Annotated in this window: 19 protein-coding genes; 6 read left to right on the top strand and 13 right to left on the bottom strand. The window is 71.6% G+C overall.

Annotation, left to right across the window (positions count from 1 at the left end; genetic code table 11):
* Positions 1–25: 25 nt before the first annotated feature.
* Positions 26–1309: an ABC transporter substrate-binding protein gene (locus Q9S36_RS22910; protein WP_311287161.1), complete on the bottom strand. Its 1284-nt coding sequence runs from the start codon at positions 1307–1309 to the stop codon at positions 26–28.
* 207 nt (positions 1310–1516) lie between these two features.
* Between Q9S36_RS22910 and Q9S36_RS22905 the strand changes: the two genes are divergently transcribed.
* From Q9S36_RS22905 to Q9S36_RS22895, 3 genes are read left to right on the top strand one after another with little or no spacing between them, the layout of a single operon-like run.
* Complete coding sequence (locus Q9S36_RS22905) at positions 1517–1729, top strand: heavy metal-associated domain-containing protein (protein WP_311287160.1); 213 nt, start codon at positions 1517–1519, stop codon at positions 1727–1729.
* Positions 1729–4002: a heavy metal translocating P-type ATPase gene (locus Q9S36_RS22900; RefSeq protein ID WP_311287159.1), complete on the top strand. Its 2274-nt coding sequence runs from the start codon at positions 1729–1731 to the stop codon at positions 4000–4002. The genes Q9S36_RS22905 and Q9S36_RS22900 overlap by 1 nt, the downstream gene beginning before the upstream one ends.
* Positions 3999–4370: a metal-sensitive transcriptional regulator gene (locus Q9S36_RS22895; protein ID WP_311287158.1), complete on the top strand. Its 372-nt coding sequence runs from the start codon at positions 3999–4001 to the stop codon at positions 4368–4370. The genes Q9S36_RS22900 and Q9S36_RS22895 overlap by 4 nt, the downstream gene beginning before the upstream one ends.
* On the opposite strand, the gene rarD is transcribed toward Q9S36_RS22895, so the two are convergent.
* Positions 4330–5292, bottom strand: coding sequence for an EamA family transporter RarD (gene rarD / locus Q9S36_RS22890; protein ID WP_396653821.1), 963 nt, complete (start codon positions 5290–5292; stop codon positions 4330–4332). The genes Q9S36_RS22895 and rarD overlap by 41 nt on opposite strands.
* Positions 5293–5373: 81 nt before the next feature.
* Entirely contained in the window at positions 5374–5670 is a 297-nt protein-coding gene (gene groES, locus Q9S36_RS22885; RefSeq protein ID WP_251453483.1) for a co-chaperone GroES, read from the bottom strand.
* A gap of 174 nt (positions 5671–5844) precedes the next feature.
* Here groES and Q9S36_RS22880 point away from each other — a divergent pair, with 174 nt between their 5' ends.
* Positions 5845–7065 (top strand): class I SAM-dependent methyltransferase, encoded by a 1221-nt coding sequence (locus Q9S36_RS22880; RefSeq protein ID WP_311287157.1) that lies wholly within the window; start codon positions 5845–5847, stop codon positions 7063–7065.
* Positions 7066–7084: 19 nt separating this feature from the next.
* On the opposite strand, the gene Q9S36_RS22875 is transcribed toward Q9S36_RS22880, so the two are convergent.
* The 8 genes from Q9S36_RS22875 to glmS are packed head-to-tail and all read right to left on the bottom strand — an operon-like array spanning position 7085 to position 13722.
* Complete coding sequence (locus Q9S36_RS22875) at positions 7085–7555, bottom strand: hypothetical protein (RefSeq protein WP_251453485.1); 471 nt, start codon at positions 7553–7555, stop codon at positions 7085–7087.
* Complete coding sequence (tsaD, locus tag Q9S36_RS22870) at positions 7552–8664, bottom strand: tRNA (adenosine(37)-N6)-threonylcarbamoyltransferase complex transferase subunit TsaD (RefSeq protein WP_311287156.1); 1113 nt, start codon at positions 8662–8664, stop codon at positions 7552–7554. Before tsaD ends, Q9S36_RS22875 begins: the two co-directional genes overlap by 4 nt.
* Entirely contained in the window at positions 8661–9122 is a 462-nt protein-coding gene (gene rimI / locus Q9S36_RS22865) for a ribosomal protein S18-alanine N-acetyltransferase (protein ID WP_311287155.1), read from the bottom strand. Before rimI ends, tsaD begins: the two co-directional genes overlap by 4 nt.
* Positions 9119–9778, bottom strand: a complete 660-nt coding sequence (gene tsaB, locus Q9S36_RS22860; protein ID WP_311287154.1) for a tRNA (adenosine(37)-N6)-threonylcarbamoyltransferase complex dimerization subunit type 1 TsaB — start codon at positions 9776–9778, stop codon at positions 9119–9121. The genes rimI and tsaB overlap by 4 nt, the downstream gene beginning before the upstream one ends.
* Positions 9779–9788: 10 nt before the next feature.
* A complete protein-coding gene (tsaE, locus tag Q9S36_RS22855; RefSeq protein WP_311287153.1) occupies positions 9789–10298 on the bottom strand; it encodes a tRNA (adenosine(37)-N6)-threonylcarbamoyltransferase complex ATPase subunit type 1 TsaE in 510 nt (169 codons plus the stop codon).
* A 16-nt stretch (positions 10299–10314) separates the two neighbouring features.
* Positions 10315–11439: an alanine racemase gene (gene alr, locus Q9S36_RS22850; protein WP_311287152.1), complete on the bottom strand. Its 1125-nt coding sequence runs from the start codon at positions 11437–11439 to the stop codon at positions 10315–10317.
* The gene (locus tag Q9S36_RS22845) at positions 11436–11858 is read right to left on the bottom strand and encodes a holo-ACP synthase (protein WP_311287151.1); all 423 of its coding nucleotides are present in this window, start codon (positions 11856–11858) and stop codon (positions 11436–11438) included. Before Q9S36_RS22845 ends, alr begins: the two co-directional genes overlap by 4 nt.
* A gap of 10 nt (positions 11859–11868) precedes the next feature.
* A complete protein-coding gene (gene glmS, locus Q9S36_RS22840) occupies positions 11869–13722 on the bottom strand; it encodes a glutamine--fructose-6-phosphate transaminase (isomerizing) (RefSeq protein WP_311287150.1) in 1854 nt (617 codons plus the stop codon).
* Between the two features lie 96 nt (positions 13723–13818).
* Between glmS and coaA the strand changes: the two genes are divergently transcribed.
* Complete coding sequence (gene coaA, locus Q9S36_RS22835) at positions 13819–14772, top strand: type I pantothenate kinase (protein WP_396653819.1); 954 nt, start codon at positions 13819–13821, stop codon at positions 14770–14772.
* 190 nt (positions 14773–14962) lie between these two features.
* On the opposite strand, the gene Q9S36_RS22830 is transcribed toward coaA, so the two are convergent.
* Positions 14963–15127 carry a hypothetical protein gene (locus Q9S36_RS22830; RefSeq protein ID WP_251453494.1) on the bottom strand — a complete coding sequence of 55 codons (165 nt, stop codon included), beginning with the start codon at positions 15125–15127 and terminating at the stop codon, positions 14963–14965.
* A gap of 114 nt (positions 15128–15241) precedes the next feature.
* On the opposite strand from Q9S36_RS22830, the gene Q9S36_RS22825 reads away from it, so the two are divergent.
* The gene (locus Q9S36_RS22825) at positions 15242–16186 is read left to right on the top strand and encodes a Ppx/GppA phosphatase family protein (protein ID WP_251453495.1); all 945 of its coding nucleotides are present in this window, start codon (positions 15242–15244) and stop codon (positions 16184–16186) included.
* On the opposite strand, the gene Q9S36_RS22820 is transcribed toward Q9S36_RS22825, so the two are convergent.
* On the bottom strand, positions 16161–17132 hold the full coding sequence (locus tag Q9S36_RS22820; RefSeq protein WP_311287148.1) for a family 43 glycosylhydrolase: 972 nt from the start codon (positions 17130–17132) through the stop codon (positions 16161–16163). The two genes, Q9S36_RS22825 and Q9S36_RS22820, sit on opposite strands and share 26 nt — an antisense overlap.
* Positions 17133–17134: the final 2 nt, after the last annotated feature.

Genomic DNA, 17134 nt, shown 5'->3' with positions numbered 1-17134 from the left:
CTCACCGTGTCAGCGCGAGAGGTGCTCAGCCCTCGTACGCGACGTAGTTGTTGTCCTCGCCGTACTCGTAGATCCCGATCGACGCCTCGGTCGGGTCGCCGACCTCGTTGAAGGTGATCGGACCCGAGATGCCGTCGTAGTCGGCGACGCCGCCTCCGACGATGATCTCGGCGCACGCGGCGTAGGTGTCGCACTTCTCACCATCGCCGGAGCCGCCCGAGACCTCGATGAGCTTCTCGGCGATGGCCGCCGGGTCGTCCGAGGCTGCGGCCAGCGACGCGAGCGCCAGCAGCACGGTGGCGTCGAACGACTCCGCCGCGTAGCTGTACTCGGTTAGCGGGTCGTCGCCCTCTTCTTCGAGGAAGGCGTCGAGCTCCGACGTGAAGTCGGTCAGGGTGTCGATCGACAGACCCGGCAGGGTGCCCTTGGCGCCGGTCAGCGAGCCCTCGGGCAGGTCGTCCCCGAAGTTCGACAGGTTGCCGTCGACGAAGTAGAGCTTCTCGCCGGGGAACTCGCCGAGCAGGCTCGGGAGGATCGTGGCGACCTCTTCGAACGTGATCAGGGCGATCGCGTCGGGGTCGGCCGCGACGACCTCGCTGATCTGGGCGTCGAACGTGGTGTCGCCGGTGTTGTACGTGGGCGCTGCCACGACCTCGCCGCCGGCTGCCTCGAACGCCTCGGTGACGTAGCGGGCCAGGCCCGTGCCGTACGAGTCGTTCAGCACGATCATGCCGAGGGTCTGGTTGCCGTCCTCGGCGATCAGGTTGCCGAGCACGTCGCCCTGCAGCACGTCCGAGGGCGCGGTGCGGAAGTACAGCCCGTTGTCCTCGTAGGTGGTGAAGGCGTCCGAGGTGTTGGCCGGCGAGAACTGGATGACGCCGGCGCCGACGAGCTGGTCGATGAACTGCAGCGACGTGCCCGAGGATGCCGCGCCGATCACGGCCGAGACGTCCTCGCCCAGGAGGCGGGGGATCTCGGTCTCGTACGCCTTGTTGTCGGTGTCGCCCGAGTCGCCGTAGACGACCTCGATGTCGAGTCCGGTCTCTTCGGACACCTCGTTGATCTGCGCCGCGGCGAAGGCGACGCCGGCCTCTTCGGGCGGACCGAGGAAGGCCAGGTTTCCGGTCTGGGGCAGGGCCGTGCCGATCTTGAGACTGATCTCGTCCATCGGCTCCGCGGGGCCGTCGGAGTCATCCGTGCCACCGCCGCCGTTGGTCGAGCTGCAGCCGGCCAGGATGAGTGCGCTGACGCCGACCGCGGCGATGCCGCCGAGGAACTTGCCGGCGCGAGAACGTGTGAAGACGCTCATTGTGCTCCTTGCTGTGTGTGAGTCGGGCAGGCCCGAGGGCCCCCAGTTCCCCTAAACCTAGCCCTGGGAGGGTCTCGTGAATGTTGCCATTCGTTAACGATGTGTAACGGACCCGAAAGCCTCGCCGGCGGCCCCCGCATACCCCTGAGGCGTATACACTCGAGAAGCAGTACCCCCAAGGGGTATCCCCGAGCGAAAGGCGACACGATGACCGAGAAGTACGAGTACCGCGTGACCGGCATGACCTGCGGCCACTGCGAGGCCAGCGTCCGCAGCGAGGTGTCGCAGCTCACCGGCGTAACCGGTGTCGACGTGAGCGCGAAGACCGGCACACTCGTGGTCGAGTCCGAGGCGCCCCTGACCGATGCCGACGTGCTCGCCGCCGTCGACGAGGCCGGCTACGCGGCGGTCCGGGCCTGATGACCTCCGCGTCCGCGACCGGCGGCGGCCTCGCGGGCGCGCGCGTCGAACTCCAGATCGGAGGCATGACGTGCGCGTCGTGTGCGGCGCGCATCGAGAAGAAGCTCAACCGGATGCCGGGGGTTGCGGCATCCGTGAATTACGCGACCGAGAAGGCACTCGTCTCGGTTCCCCCCGATGTCGACGCCGCCGCGCTCATCGCCGTGGTCGAGAAGACCGGCTACACCGCCGCCGTCCCCGCTCCCCCGCGGAGCGAGCCCGCGGCGGACTCCGCGCCGGCCGAGGACGCGGATCTGACGAGGCTGCGCCAGCGCGTCATCGGGTCGGCGATCCTCTCGGTGCCGGTGATCCTCCTGGCGATGATCCCCGCACTTCAGTTCACGTACTGGCAGTGGGCGTCGCTGGCGCTGGCCGCACCCGTCGTGGTGTGGGGGGCGTGGCCCTTCCACCGCGCCGCCGCGGTGAATCTGCGCCACGGCGCGGCCACCATGGACACCCTGGTGTCGATGGGGGTCTCGGCCGCCTTCCTGTGGTCGCTCTACGCACTGTTCCTCGGCCACGCCGGGATGCCGGGCATGACGCACGCGTTCGAGTGGACGATCCAGCGCTCCGACGGTGCCGGCGACATCTATCTCGAGGTCGCCGCCGGGGTGACGACCTTCGTCCTCGCCGGACGCTATTTCGAGCTGCGGTCGAAGCGCCGCGCCGGCGCCGCCCTGCGGGCGCTGCTGGACGTCGGCGCGAAAGACGCGGCGGTCCTGCGCGGCGGCGTCGAACTGCGGGTTCCCGTGGCCCAGCTGCTCGTCGGCGACGAGTTCGTCGTGCGGCCCGGCGAGAAGATCGCCACCGACGGCGTCGTCGTCTCGGGGTCGTCGGCGGTCGACGCCTCGACGGTCACCGGCGAGTCGGTGCCCGTCGAAGTGGAGCCCGGAGACCCCGTCGTCGGCGCGACGGTCAACGCCGGCGGCCGGCTGGTCGTCCGCGCGACCCGGGTGGGCGATGACACCCAGCTCGCCCAGATGGCACGGCTGGTCGAGCAGGCGCAGTCAGGCAAAGCCGACGTGCAACGGCTGGCCGACCGGATCTCGGGCGTCTTCGTGCCCATCGTCCTGGTCATCGCCCTCGCGGCCCTCGCCGTGTGGCTGCTGCTGGGCTTCCCCGCCGCTTCGGCCGTGACCGCGGCCGTCACGGTCCTCATCATCGCGTGCCCGTGCGCCCTCGGACTCGCCACGCCGACGGCGCTGCTGGTCGGCACCGGACGGGGCGCGCAGCTGGGCATCCTCATCCGCGGCCCCGAGATCCTCGAGTCCACCCGCCGGGTCGACACGATCGTGCTCGACAAGACCGGAACCGTCACCACCGGGCGCATGGCGCTCGTCGACGTCGTCCCGGTCGCCGGCCAGGATCGCGCCGAGCTGCTGCGACGGGCCGGCGCCGTCGAGCACGCGTCGGAGCATCCGATCGCCCGCGCGATCGCCGACGCCGGTGGCGACCTGCCCGCGGTCGAGGACTTCCGCTCCCACGCCGGCCACGGCGTCACGGGGGTCGTCGAGGGCCATGCGGTCGTCGTGGGTCGCCGAGCCCTTCTCGCGGAGTGGGCCGTGGCGCTGCCCGCCGATCTCGAACAGGCGATGACGGATGCCGAGGCGCACGGCCGCACGGCGGTGGCGGTCGCGTGGGACGGCACGGCTCGCGGTGTCCTCGTCGTGGCCGATCAGGTCAAGCCCACCAGCGCCGAAGCGGTCGCGCAGCTGCGCGCCCTCGGACTCGAGCCGGTGCTGCTGACCGGCGACAACGCCACGGCAGCCGCCGCGATCGCACGCCAGGTCGGCATCGACCGGGTCACCGCCGAGGTGCTCCCCGCCGACAAGGTCGCCGTGGTGCGGGCGCTGCAGGCCGAGGGACGGACCGTCGCAATGGTCGGGGACGGCGTCAACGACGCCGCCGCGCTCGCGCAGGCCGATCTCGGCATGGCGATGGGCACCGGCACCGACGCCGCCATCGAGGCCTCCGACATCACGCTCGTGCGGGGCGATCTGCGTAGCGCGGCCGATGCCGTCCGTCTTTCGCGCGCGACGCTCGGTACGATCAAGACCAATCTGTTCTGGGCTTTCGCCTACAACGTCGCCGCGATCCCGCTCGCGGCGCTCGGGCTGCTCAACCCCATGATCGCCGGCGCGGCGATGGCGTTCTCGAGCGTGTTCGTCGTCGGCAACAGTCTGCGGCTGCGGCGCTTCCGCAGTCGGAACCTCCCCCGTCAGGAGCACTCATGACACTCGAAGCACCGGCATCCACCTCGTTCGAGGCATCCGGCCCCGTCGAGGCATCCGGCCCCGTCGAGGCCGACGCCGAAGAGCACGCCCACCACGGCTACATCACCGACAAGGCGAAGTACCTCAATCGGCTCAAGCGCATCGAGGGTCAGGCGCGCGGGATCCACAAGATGGTCGAGGACGAGAAGTACTGCATCGACATCCTGACTCAGGTCTCAGCGCTGACCTCGGCCCTCGAGGCCGTCGCGCTGGGGCTGCTCGACGATCACCTGCGGCACTGCGTGGTCGACGCCGCGCGCACCGGCGGTGCAGATGCCGAGGCGAAGATCACCGAGGCTTCGCAGGCGATCGCGCGCCTCGTGCGCTGAGCGAGTCGATCGTCAGCACCGTCAGAGCGACCCACACGAGGGCGAAGCCGATCCAGCGTTCGAGGGGCATCGGCTCGCCCAGCAGCCACGCGCCGGTGATGAACTGCAGGATGGGCGCGACGAACTGCAGCAGCCCGATGAGCGTGAGCGGGGCGCGGCGGGCGCCGGCGGCGAAGAACAGCAGGGGCGTCGCGGTCATGACGCCCGCCAGCAGCAGCAGCGTCGTGTGCCACGGTCCGAGGGTTCCGAGGGTGATGCCTGCCGTCGCGGCGACGGCGATCAGCTGGGCGACGGCCACCGGCGCGAGCCACAGGGACTCCAGGGTCAGGCCGCTGACGGCGTCGACGGAGGGCCCGATCCGCTTCTTCACCAGCCCGTACAGGGCGAACGAGCAGGCCAGTGACAGCGCGATCCACGGGAACGTGCCGTAGCCGACGATGATGACGCCCACGGCGACACCGGCGATGCCGAGCGCCACCCACTGCGTGATCCGCAGCCGCTCGCGCAGGATGAGCACGCCCAGCAGCACCGTGAAGATCGGGTTGATGAAGTAGCCCAGGCTCGTCTCGATCACGTGCCCGGTGAGGGTGGCGATGAGGAAGACCTGCCAGTTGACGTAGATCAGCCCGCCGGCCAGTACCGTCCACAGCACGAGCCGGCGGTTGCGAAGGATCGCCCAGAGCTTCCGCCACGCGCGGGTGACCGTCAGCAGCACGGCGCAGAAGGCCAGCGACAGCAGGATGCGCCATGCGACGACCTCCCACGGACCGGTCGGCGCGAGCGCGAGGAAGTACAGCGGCAGGAAGCCCCACAGCAGGTACGCGGTGAAGGCGTACACACCGCCCAGCGCGCGTTCGCGGGGGTCGTCGGCAGCGGGCTCCGCGGGCACGACCGTGTCGGCCGTGCGGGGATCTGGGTTCACCGGATCAGCCTACGGCCGGACGACGAAGAGGGCCGGATGCCGAAGCATCCGACCCTCTCTGTGCGCGTGGTGCGCGAAGCGTCAGCGAACGACGACGGCGAGGACGTCGCGAGCCGACAGGACGAGGAACTCGTCACCGCCGAACTTGACCTCGGTGCCGCCGTACTTGCTGTAGATCACACGGTCGCCGACGGCGACGTCGAGCGGGACGCGGTTGCCGTTGTCGTCGATACGTCCCGGTCCGACCGCCACGACTTCGCCCTCCTGGGGCTTCTCCTTGGCGGTGTCGGGAATGACCAGACCGCTGGACGTGGTCTGCTCGGCCTCGACCTGCTTGATGACGATGCGGTCCTCGAGCGGCTTGATGGAAACCGACACGGGTCTACCTCTGCTTTCCTTGAGAATCAAGACTCGTTAGCACCCACACGCTGAGAGTGCTAACGAGAGTCTAGGCAAGCACCTGGCACTCTCGCAACGTGAGTGCCAGATGATGACGGATGCCGCATCCGCCGCCCCCGGAGCGCCCACCGCGAGCGCGCCTAGGCTGGTGCGATGGACATGGCCGAGCTGACCGCGCTGCTCACTCCCGAGGGCCTGCGCCTGCTCGACGATCTGGGAACGGTGACGTCGACCGATGAGGTCGCCGCGGCCGTCTCGCGCCTGCGGAAGGCGGGCCACTCCCCCGATCTGGTGTCGGCCGTCATCGGTCAGGCACGGCTGCGGGCCAAGGGGGCCGCGAAGTTCGGCCCCTTCGCCGACCGCATGCTCTTCACCCGCGCGGGCCTCGAGCAGGCCACGCGCCTGGGCGTCGCCGCCCGCCATGCGGCGCGCTTCCGCGATGCCGGCTTCACACGGGTCGCCGATCTCGGCTGCGGCATCGGCGGGGACGCCCTCGGACTCGCCGCGCTCGGCATCACGGTCGATGCCGTCGACGCCGACGAGGTGACCGCGGCGATCGCGGCGTACAACCTCGCTCCGTTCGGCGAGACCGCACGGGTGCGTCATGCGACGGCCGAGCAGGCGGCTGAAGACCTGTTCGCCGATGGCGCGAGCGAGGCTGCGCAGGCGGTGTGGCTGGACCCCGCCCGGCGCGCGGCGGGCCACGGCGAGACCGCACGGACCGCGCCTTCGGACTGGTCGCCGTCGCTGGAGTGGTCGTTCGCTCTGACCGATCGGGTGCCGGCGGGCATCAAGCTCGGGCCGGGGCTCGACCGCGACCTCCTGCCGGACGGCGGCGAGGCCCAGTGGGTGAGCGCGGACGGGTCGACGATCGAGCTCGTGATCTGGTCGGGAGCGCTGGCGCGCCCCGGGATCGCGCGCGCGGCGCTGGTGATGCGCGGGGACGCGGCCTGGGAGCTGACGGCGGCCGCGGATGCCGAGGACGAGCCGGCCCGCGAGCTCGGCGCCTTCCTGCACGAACCCGACGGCGCGGTGATCCGCGCACGCCTCATCGGCGAGGTGGCGCGCTCGCTCGAGGCCGGCACGCTCGATCCCCGCATCGCGTACCTCACCGGCGACGCCGCGGTGACGAGCCCGTTCGTGCAGTCCTTCCGCGTCCGCGAGGTGCTGCCCAGCGACACCAAGGCGCTCGGCGCGGCGCTGCGGGCGCGCGGCATCGGGCGTCTGGAGATCAAGAAGCGCGGCGTCGACATCGATCCCGCGACGCTGCGCACGAAACTGAAGCTGCGCGGCGACGAGGCCGCGACGCTGTTCGTCACCCGCATCGGGTCGAGGCGCACGACGATCCTCGCCGACCGCGTCGACGCCGCCTGACACCGGGTCGACCGCCGGCTCAGCCCAGGAAGTTCGTCGGAATCGCGCTCAGCAGGTTGGCCTGCGTGGCGGCGAACCACAGCCACCCCGCGCTGTAGAGGATCGACAGCACGGCCAGGACGATGGCCCAGATCGCCACCGAGCGGCTCTCGGTGGGCCGGCGGAGGGCGAGGATGCCCGAGATCACCGCGACGAGCCCGATCGGGAAGCCCCAGCCGACGAAGAGCGACGCGGCGAGCCCCATCACCGCGAAGGCGAGCGCCCACGCCGCCAGGCCCCGCTGTGGTCCGGCGGGCTGGATCGGCGCCCAGACCGCGTCGGTGTCGACGGTCGGGCCGGTGGGGACGGTGACGTCCACTGGACCGGTGGGCAGGCGCGAGAAGCCGCCGCGGTGCTGGCCGGGCAGCGTCGACGAGGCCGCGGACGACTCGACGTCCGACGACGGCGGCTCGACCCGCAGCTGCGGCTTCTCGGCGGCGGGATCGCTCACGCGGCGTCGCCGTCTCTGTCACGGCTGTCGTCCGGGTCGCCTGCGGTGCGCGCGGCGACCTGGATCTCGGTGACCGGCAGGGTCGAGTCGGCGCCGAACTCCAGCGTCGACGGCGGCCGACCGGATCGGATCAGCTCGGCGGCGAGCGCGGCGATCATCGCCCCGTTGTCGGTGCATAGCGACAGCGGAGGGATGCGGACCGTGACGCCCGCGGCATCCGCTCTCTCGATCGCGGCGTCGCGAAGCCGCTTGTTGGCGATGACGCCGCCGCCCAGCAGGAGGCGCGGGACGCCGTGGTCGTGGCACGCCGCGAGCGCCTTGGTGACGAGCACGTCGACGACCGCTTCGCGGAAGGATGCCGCGACGTCCGCGACCGGGATGTCGCCGCCCTCGGCGGTGCGCTGCTCGACCCACCGCGCGACGGCGGTCTTGAGCCCCGAGAACGAGAAGTCGTACCGGTGCCGCGCCATGTCGGAGGCGCGCGAGAGCCCGCGCGGGAATCGGATCGCCGCGGGGTCGCCGCTCGCGGCCGCGCGGTCGATCTCGGGGCCGCCGGGGTAGGGCAGGCCGAGCAGACGGGCGACCTTGTCGAACGCCTCGCCGGCGGCGTCGTCCATGGTCTCGCCCAGCATCTCGACGTCCGAGGTGAGGTCGCGCACGAGCAGCAGCGAGGTGTGGCCGCCCGAGACGAGCAGCGCGACCGTCGGGTACTCGATCGGGGGCGCCGAGGCGTCCAGGATGTCGGCGGCGATGTGTCCGACGAGGTGGTTGACGGCGTAGAGCGGCCGGTCGAGCGCGACGGCGAGGGCCTTCGCGGCACCGACGCCGACCATGAGCGCACCGGCGAGCCCGGGGCCGCTCGTCACCGCGACGGCGTCGAGGTCGCCGAGGGTGACTCCCGCTTCGGCCAGGGCGGCGTGGATCGCCGGTTGGAGCGCCTCGAGGTGGGCGCGCGCGGCCACCTCGGGCACGACGCCGCCGTAGCGGGCGTGCTCGTCCATGGAACTGGCGATGGTGTTGCTCAGCAGCGTCCGGCCGCGGACGATGCCGATGCCGGTCTCGTCGCAGCTGGTCTCGATGCCGAGCACCAGGGGTTCGTCGCGGTTCATGCCGCCGCCCATCCGGCGACCTTCAGTCGCATGACGACGGCGTCCACGCCGTCCGGCTGGTAGTAGTTCGCCCGGCGGCCGAGCTCCTGGAAGCCCTCCGAGGCGTACAGTGCCTGCGCGACCGGGTTGTCGGCGCGCACCTCGAGGAAGAGGTCGTGGGCACCCCGCCGCGCGGCCTCGGCGATGAGGGTGCGCAGCAGCTCGCGGCCGCGACCGCGGCCGCGCGCACCGTCGGCGATGGCGATGGTCTGGACGTCGGCATCCGCCGCCCCCTGCACCGCCCGCAGGCCCGCGTACCCGATGAGGCGCCCGGCCTCCTCGACCACCACGTACCAGCCGTGGGGCGAGGTCAGCTCTTCGCGCATCATCGACGGCGACCACGCGTCGGTCGGGAACGAGGCGCGCTCGAGCGCCATGATCGCGTCGAGGTCGTCGACGGTCGCAGGGCGCGTGGTCATGCCGTCACCCGCTTCGGGCCGGTCGGCGCGGTCACGTCGGGCGAGCGCAGGTACAGCGCGTCGGTGGGACCGATCGTGCGTCCGGCGGCGAGGGCGCGGGCACCGGCGAGCGCGAGCATGGCGGCGGGGATGCGCTCGGCATCCCGGCGGAGCGCCCCCCGGCCCTCGAGGACGCCGTCGAGCTCGTCGCGGGGCACGAGGGCTGCCTCGGAGAGGCGGACCGGCAGTCCGTCGTCGTCGAGGCCGCGGTAGACGGTGTAGGCGTACTCGCGCCGTCGCGCGTCGGTGGCCACCGCGAAGGGCTGGTCGATCGACTCCTCGTAGCCTCCGGTGAGGGCGTCGTGCAGCAGCAGCTCGAGGGCGACGGCGTCGTGGCTCGGCACCGGGATGACCGGCACGTCGCGGCCGAGGGCGAAGGTGCGCGCGGCGGCGATCCCGACGCGCAGACCGGTGAAGGGTCCGGGCCCCATGCCCGCGGCGACGTGCGTGATGTCGGATGCCGCCACCTGCGCCTCGGCGAGCACGCGCTGCAGGAGCGTGCCGATGACTTCGGCGTGCCCGCGCGGATCGGCGCTCTCGAGCTGGGCCCGGACGACGCCGTCGTGCTCGACGACCGCCACCGCGGTGCCGAGGGACGTGTCTATGCCGAGGATCACGCGTACCAGGTTAGTCGCGCGCCCGGCGGGTGATCGTGACGATGCGGGGGGCGTCGGCGTCGAGCTCTGCGGTGGCCTGGGGATTCGCCGCGCACGCGTCGTCCATGCCGCGACCGTGCCACTCCCGGTCGAGCTCGACCTCCCACCACGTGTCGCGGAGCGCGTCGACCATCCCTCGTCCCCACTCCACGATGGTGACCGAGGCGTCGAGGTCGATGTCGAGATCGTCCAGTTCGACGGCCGAGCCGAGGCGGTAGGCGTCCACGTGAACGAGCGGGGCTCCGCCGACGAGCGACGGGTGCGTGCGCGCGATCACGAACGTCGGGCTCTGCACGGGTCCGCGCACGCCCAGTCCCGCAGCGATGCCGCGGGTGAGGGTGGTCTTGCCGGCTCCGAGCGGACCGGTCAGGACGACCAGGTCGCCGGGGCGCAGCATCCGGCCCATCTCCTCGCCGAGTGCCTCCATGTCGTCGGGCGAGGCGATCTCGCGGCGCCCGGCCAGCACGTCGAGTCCGGTCATGGGCGTCCTCCCCCGCTCACTGCGACACCTGCCGTCGCGCCACGCGCGGCCCGATGCGGGTGACGATCTCGTAGTTGATGGTGCCGGCGGCGTCGCCCCAGTCGTCGGCGGACGGGACGCCGAGGGTGGCGTCGCCGAACAGCACGACCTCGTCGCCGACGGTGACGGGGTGGTCGCCGACATCGACGACGAACTGGTCCATCGCGATGCGGCCGGCCACCGTGAAGCGGCGGCCGCCGATGGTCACCGGCCCCCACGTGGACCCCTGCCGGGGAACGCCGTCGGCGTACCCCAGCGGCACGAGCGCCAGGGTCGTGTCGCGGGTCGTGCGGTGGACGTACCCGTACGACACGCCCTGCCCCGCCGGCACCCGGCGGACGGCCGCGATCGCGCCGCGGAGGGTCATGGCCGGCCGCAGTCCGAGGTCGGCCGACGTGCGGTCGGCGAAGGGCGAGAGCCCGTAGATCCCGATGCCCAGGCGCACGCACCCGAGACGGGCCTCGGGCAGGTCGATCGCGGCGTGCGTGGCGGCGATGTGCCGCAGGGGCGGGGCCAGCCCCACGGATGCCGCGACGCCGAGCCCCTCGTGGAACGAGCGCAGCGCGGCGCGGTCGTCGTCGGCGGACGTGTTCGACAGGTGGCTGAAGATGCCGAGGACGCGGAGCTTGCCGATGCGCTCCAGCCGCGCGGCCTCGCTGAGCACGACACGCCAGTCGGATGGCGCGATGCCGTTGCGGCTGAGGCCGGTCTCGAGCTTGAGGTGCACCGAGACCGGACGGTCGACCGTCGCCGCGGCGGCGGCCTGGAGGAGCTGGTCGGAGCTCGAGACGCCGAGTTCGATGTTCAGGGCGGCCGCTTCGGCGAACGAGGCGCCGGGAGCATGCAGCCACGCCACGAGGGGTGCGTTGATCCCGCCGCGCCGGAGGGCGATCGCCTCCGCCACGTCGGCGACGCCCAGTCGTGCCGCCCCGCCCTCGAGGGCGGCCGTCGCCGAGCGCACCGCGCCGTGGCCGTAGCCGTCGGCCTTCACCACCGCGATGACCTCGCTGTCGGTGAGGCGCCGCAGATGGCGCACGTTCGCGGTGATCGCCGAGACGTCGATGAGCGCCTCGCGCATGACGCCGGGAGGCATGCGGGTCATGCGGAGCCTCCCGTGGGCGACGTGGCGGCGGGCTCGTTCGCAGACGCCGATGCGGGCGTCGATGCGGGCGTCGACTCGGCGACGACGTAGGCGGTGGCCAGGCCCGCGTCGTGCGACATCGACAGGTGCAGCGCGGTGATGCCGCGCTCGCGGATGACGGCGGCGGTCGAGCCGGTGAGGGTGAACCAGGGCCGGCCCGAGGCCTCGGGGGTGATCTCGATCTCGGTCCAGTGCAACCCGTCCGAGCCGCCGAGCGCCTTGATGAGGGCTTCTTTGGCGGCGTACCGCGCGGCGAGGGAGCGAGGCTTGAGGGCGCGTTCGGCGTCGGAGAACAGCCGCTCGAGGAGCCGCGGCGTTCTTTCGATCGTCCGCTCGAAGCGGGCGATGTCGACGAGATCGACCCCGATGCCGACGATCACCGGACCTCCCCTACTCGACGGTGACGGACTTCGCGAGGTTGCGCGGCTGGTCGACGTCCAGGCCCTTGGCCGTGGCCAGGCCCATCGCGAAGATGTGCAGCGGCACCACGGCCAGGAGAGGCTCGAAGAGCGGGCCGGCCAGCGGGATGCGCAGCACCTCGTCGGCGAAGGGCAGCACGGCGGCGTCGCCCTCCTCGGCGATCACGATCACGCGCGCTCCACGGGCGCGGATCTCCTGGATGTTCGACACGACCTTCTTGTGCAGCTCGGCGGACTCGCGCGGCGACGGCACGATGACGAACACCGGCTGTCCCGGCTCGATGAGCGCGATGGGGCCGTGCTTGAGCTCGCCGGCGGCGAAGCCCTCGGCGTGGATGTAGGCGAGCTCCTTGAGCTTGAGCGCGCCCTCGAGCGCGATCGGGTAGCCCACATGCCGTCCGAGGAACAGCACCGACCGGGTGTCGGCCATCCAGTGCGCGAACTGCTCGATGCGGCTCTGCTCGCGGTCGAGGACCTGCTGGATCTTCGCCGGCACGGCTTCGAGCTCGCGCACGTTGTCGGCGGCCTGCTCTGCCGTCAGCGCATCGCGCACGCGGCCGATGTGGAGGGCGAGCAGGTACAGGGCGGTGATCTGCGCGACGAACGCCTTCGTCGAGGCGACCGCGACCTCGGGACCTGCGTGGGTGTAGACGATCGCGTCGGACTCGCGCGGGATCGTCGCGCCCTGCGTGTTGCAGATCGACAGCGTCTTGGCCCCCGCCTCACGGGCGTACTTGACGGCCATGAGCGTGTCCATGGTCTCGCCCGACTGCGAGATCGACACCACGAGCGTGTCGGGTCCGATCACCGGGTCGCGGTAGCGGAACTCGTGGGCCAGCTCGACGTCCACCGGCACCCGGGCCCACTGCTCCAGGGCGTACTTGCCGACGACGCCGGCGTAGGCGGCGGTGCCGCACGCGATGACGATGATGCGCGTGATGTCGGCGAACAGCCCGTCGAGGCCGTCGAGCTCGGGGATGGCCACTGCGCCGTCCTTCACTCGTCCGCGGACGGTGTTGGCGACGGCGTCCGGCTCCTCCGAGACCTCTTTGGCCATGAAGGACGACCATCCGCCCTTGTCGGCGGCTGCGGCATCCCACATCACCTCGAACGGCTCGACGTCGACCTCGTCGCCGCTGAAGTCGGTGACCTCGACGCCCTCGGGCGTGATCGCGACGATCTCGTCCTGTCCGATCGCGAGGGCGCGACGGGTGTGCTCGACGAAGGCGGCGACGTCCGAGGCGAGGAAGTTCTCGCCGTCGCCGAGGCCGATCACCAGCGGCGAGTTGCGGCGCGCGCCGACGACGAGGCCGGGGTGGTCGCGGTGCATCGCCAGCAGGGTGAAGGCGCCCTCGAGCCGGGCGACGACCATGCGGAACGCCTCGACCAGGTTGCCGCCGGCCTCGCGGTACTCGCGGCCGAGGAGCACGGCGGCGACCTCGGTGTCGGTCTCGCTGCGGAAGGTGTAGCCCTCGGCCACGAGCTCGCTCTTGAGCTCGGAGAAGTTCTCGATGATGCCGTTGTGGATGACGGCGAGCTTGTCGTCGTCGGCCAGGTGCGGGTGCGCGTTGGCATCGGTCGGGCCGCCGTGGGTGGCCCAGCGGGTGTGGCCGATGCCGGTCGTGCCGTCGCTCAGCGGGTGCGCCGTGAGGTCGTCGCGCAGGATCTTCAGCTTGCCGGCGCGCTTGCGCATCCCCAGGTCGCCGCCGCCGTCGATGACGGCGATCCCCGCCGAGTCGTAGCCGCGGTATTCGAGCCGCGACAGGCCGGCGAGGAGGATGGGCTGGCTCTGACGCGGGCCCACGTATCCGACGATTCCACACATGGGCTCGATGCTATCCCGGCCCGGCATGCAAGATGGCTGAACGGATCGGATGCCGCGACCGCCGGGCGCGGCATCCCTGACGCTACGATGGGCGCGATGTCCGCCGACGACGCGACCGCGACCGCACCCGCCCTCTCGCTGTACCGCGAGATCGACCGGGCGGAGTGGTCGCGGCTGGCGGCGGGGATGGCGCAGCCGCTCAGCGAGACCGAGATCGTCCAGATCCGGGGCCTCGGCGACCGTCTCGACATCGCCGAGGTGGCGCAGGTCTACCTGCCGCTGTCGCGCCTGCTGTCGCTGTACGCCGAAGCGACGAAGCGCCTGGGCGACGATACGGCGGAGTTCCTCGGGGATGCCGCGGCCACGACCCCGTTCGTGGTGGGGGTGGCCGGTTCCGTCGCCGTGGGCAAGTCCACGATCGCGCGCCTGCTGCGCGAGCTCATGAGCCGCTGGCCGGGAACCCCCCGCGTGGAGCTGGTGACGACGGACGGCTTCCTCTACCCCAACGCCGAGCTCGAGCGGCGGGGACTGATGGACCGCAAAGGGTTCCCGGAGTCCTACGACCGCCGTGCGCTCGTGGCCTTCCTCACCGAGGTCAAGAGCGGCGCGGCCGAGGCGCGGGCGCCCTTCTACTCGCACATGCGGTACGACATCGTGCCGGACGCCCACGTGACCGTGCGCCGCCCCGACGTCGTCATCGTCGAGGGCCTGAACGTGCTGCAGCCGCCGCCCACGCCGAACGACGTGGCGGTGAGCGATCTGTTCGACTTCTCGATCTACGTCGACGCCGACACCGACGACATCACGCGGTGGTTCGTGAACCGCTTCCTGGCGCTGCGGCGCGGGGCGTTCGCCAACCCGAACTCGTTCTTCAACGTGTTCGCTCACCTCTCGGACGACGAGGCGGTCGAGACGGCGCTCGGCTACTGGAACGACATCAACCTGCCGAACCTGCGCCAGAACGTCCTCCCCACCAAGCATCGCGCCACGCTCGTGCTCGAGAAGGCCGTGGACCACACGGTCGAACGAGTGCTGCTGCGCAAGCTCTGAGACGAGACCCGCTGCAGGTTCCGGCATCCGCGCCATCTCGCGGCAGCCGAGTCACACCACCGCTGCAGGTTGCGGCATCCGCGCCATCGATCGGTATAGCGGATGCCGCGAACTGCCGCGGTGGGGAGTCGTGCGCCCGTCGCGAGCGGGACCGCCAGCCGGCCCCGCGGCGGCTGCGGACCGACGGGATCTACCCGCGGGCGAAGAGCTTCGCGAAGAACCCGGACGAGGGCGCCTGGTCGTGGCCCTGGCAGCGCTGCGAGTTCGGGATGCCCCGCAGCACCTGGTCGACGTGCTGACCGCAACCGGCCCACGTGGTCTTTCCGCAGGTGCGGCAGCTGACGGCTCGGCACATGGGTGCTCTCCTGTTCTGCGTGACGTCGATCGTCCGCGCTTCGTGGAAATAATACCCCCGGGGGTATCTATCCGTGAAATCGGCGGGGCGACTCCGCACCACTACCCTTGGTCCGTGCGCTTGGGAGTCCTCGACATCGGGTCGAACACCGTCCATCTGCTCGTCGCCGACGTCCGGCCCGGCGGTCGGCCCCTCGCGGCCACAAGTCAGCGCACGGTGCTGCGCCTGATGCGCTATCTCGGACCCGACGGCGAGATCACCGACGAGGGTGTCGCCGCACTCGTGTCCGCGGTGTCGGAGGCGAGACGGGTCGCCGCCGCCGAGAACGTCCACGAGCTCCTCGCGACGGCGACCTCGGCCGTTCGCGAGGCCGCCAACGGCACCGAGGTCATCGCCCGGATCGAGGAGGCCCTCGGGCAGCCCCTCCAAGTGCTCGGCGGCGAGACCGAGGCGCGCTACACCTTCCTCGCCGTCCGCCGGTGGTTCGGCTGGTCGGCGGGGCAGATCCTGCTGTTCGACATCGGCGGCGGGTCGCTCGAACTGGCCGCGGGCGGCGACGAGCTGCCCGACGTGGCCGAGTCGGTGCCGCTGGGCGCCGGCCGCATGACCGTGCAGTTCCTGCCGGACGACCCGCCGGGCGCCGACGCGATCGACGCCCTGCGCGCGCACGCGGCAGGGGTGCTCGCGCCGGTCGCCGAACGCTTCTCCGCCCAGCCGCGCCCCGACCACGTCGTCGGCTCGTCCAAGGCGATCCGCTCGCTCGCCAAGCTCGCCGGCTACCCGGTGCCCGGCTGGTCGGGCATCGAGCGCATGGTGCTCCCCCGCAAAGAGCTCAAGGCGTGGATCCCACGGCTCGCGCGCATCCCCGCCGACACGCGGCAGGAGCTGCCCGGCATCACCGCCGACCGGACGTTCCAGATCGTCGCGGGCGCGGTGGTGCTGCACCAGGCGATGAAGGCCATGGATGTCGAGGAGCTCGAAGTCTCGCCGTGGGCGCTTCGCGAAGGCGTGCTCCTGCGCTACATCGAGTCGCTCAGCTGGAACGCCCCGGGCGCGTAGCACCCTGCGCGACCAGCCGGTCTCCGTGCCAGGCCACCGGCATCGGGTCGGTGACTCCGCCCACGAATCGTCCCTCGTCGTCGGCGTGGCGGAACGCGAACAGCAGCCACTGCCCGTCCTCGCGCCGCCGCAGCAGACGCCCGACGTACAGCGAGTCGTCGGTGAGCGGGTACGCGGCGCTGATGTCGAACGGACCGAGCACGCTGTCGGCCGTCACCGCCCACGTGCCGCCGCGAGATCCGCGCCGGGCTGGGGTGGCCTGGTCCTCCAGGCACGAGAACAGCAGCACCGGGCGCCCGTCGACCACCTCGACCTGGAACACCTCGAGCTGACCGAAGCCGTCGTCGCTCGGGACCGACAGCGGCTCGCGAAGCTCCCAGTCGCGCAGGTCGGCCGACCATGCGTGGCCGACGACGCCGCGACCGTCGACGGGTCCCTCGGGAGCGCGTGCGGTGATGAGCATGTGCCAGCCGTTCCCCTCGGGATCGGCGAACACCCAGGGGTCGCGGAAGGCCTCGTCATGCCACGCGTCGCTGTCGAGCTTCTCGTACCAGGGCCCTGTTGCCTCGAGCACCGGTCCCCCGGACTTCGTCCACGTCAGCAGGTCGCGTGAGGTCGCATAGCCGATGCGCTGGATGTTCTTGCCGTTCTCGGCCAGCGACGAGCCCGTGTAGAAGAGGAACCACGTCCCGTCCGGGTGCCGGATGACCGAGCCCGTCCACGTGGCGAGGTCGTCGAACGCGGGGGCGTCGCTGCGCACGAGGGCGTCGGCGACCTGCGTCCACTCGATGAGGTCGGTCGAGACGGCGTGGCCGATCGAGGCGCGGTAGTGGCGCGCGTCGGGATCGTGCAGCGCGCGTGAGGCGTAGAGGAAGAACAGGTGGTACGTCTCGCCGTCGTCGGCGAACCAGTAGTCCCACACCCAGGAGCCGGGGAGGTCGAACATGG

Source organism: Microbacterium sp. ARD31 (assembly GCF_031844425.1).
Note: the sequence above shows the minus strand (reverse complement) of the source record. Positions and strands in the feature narration are given on the sequence as shown.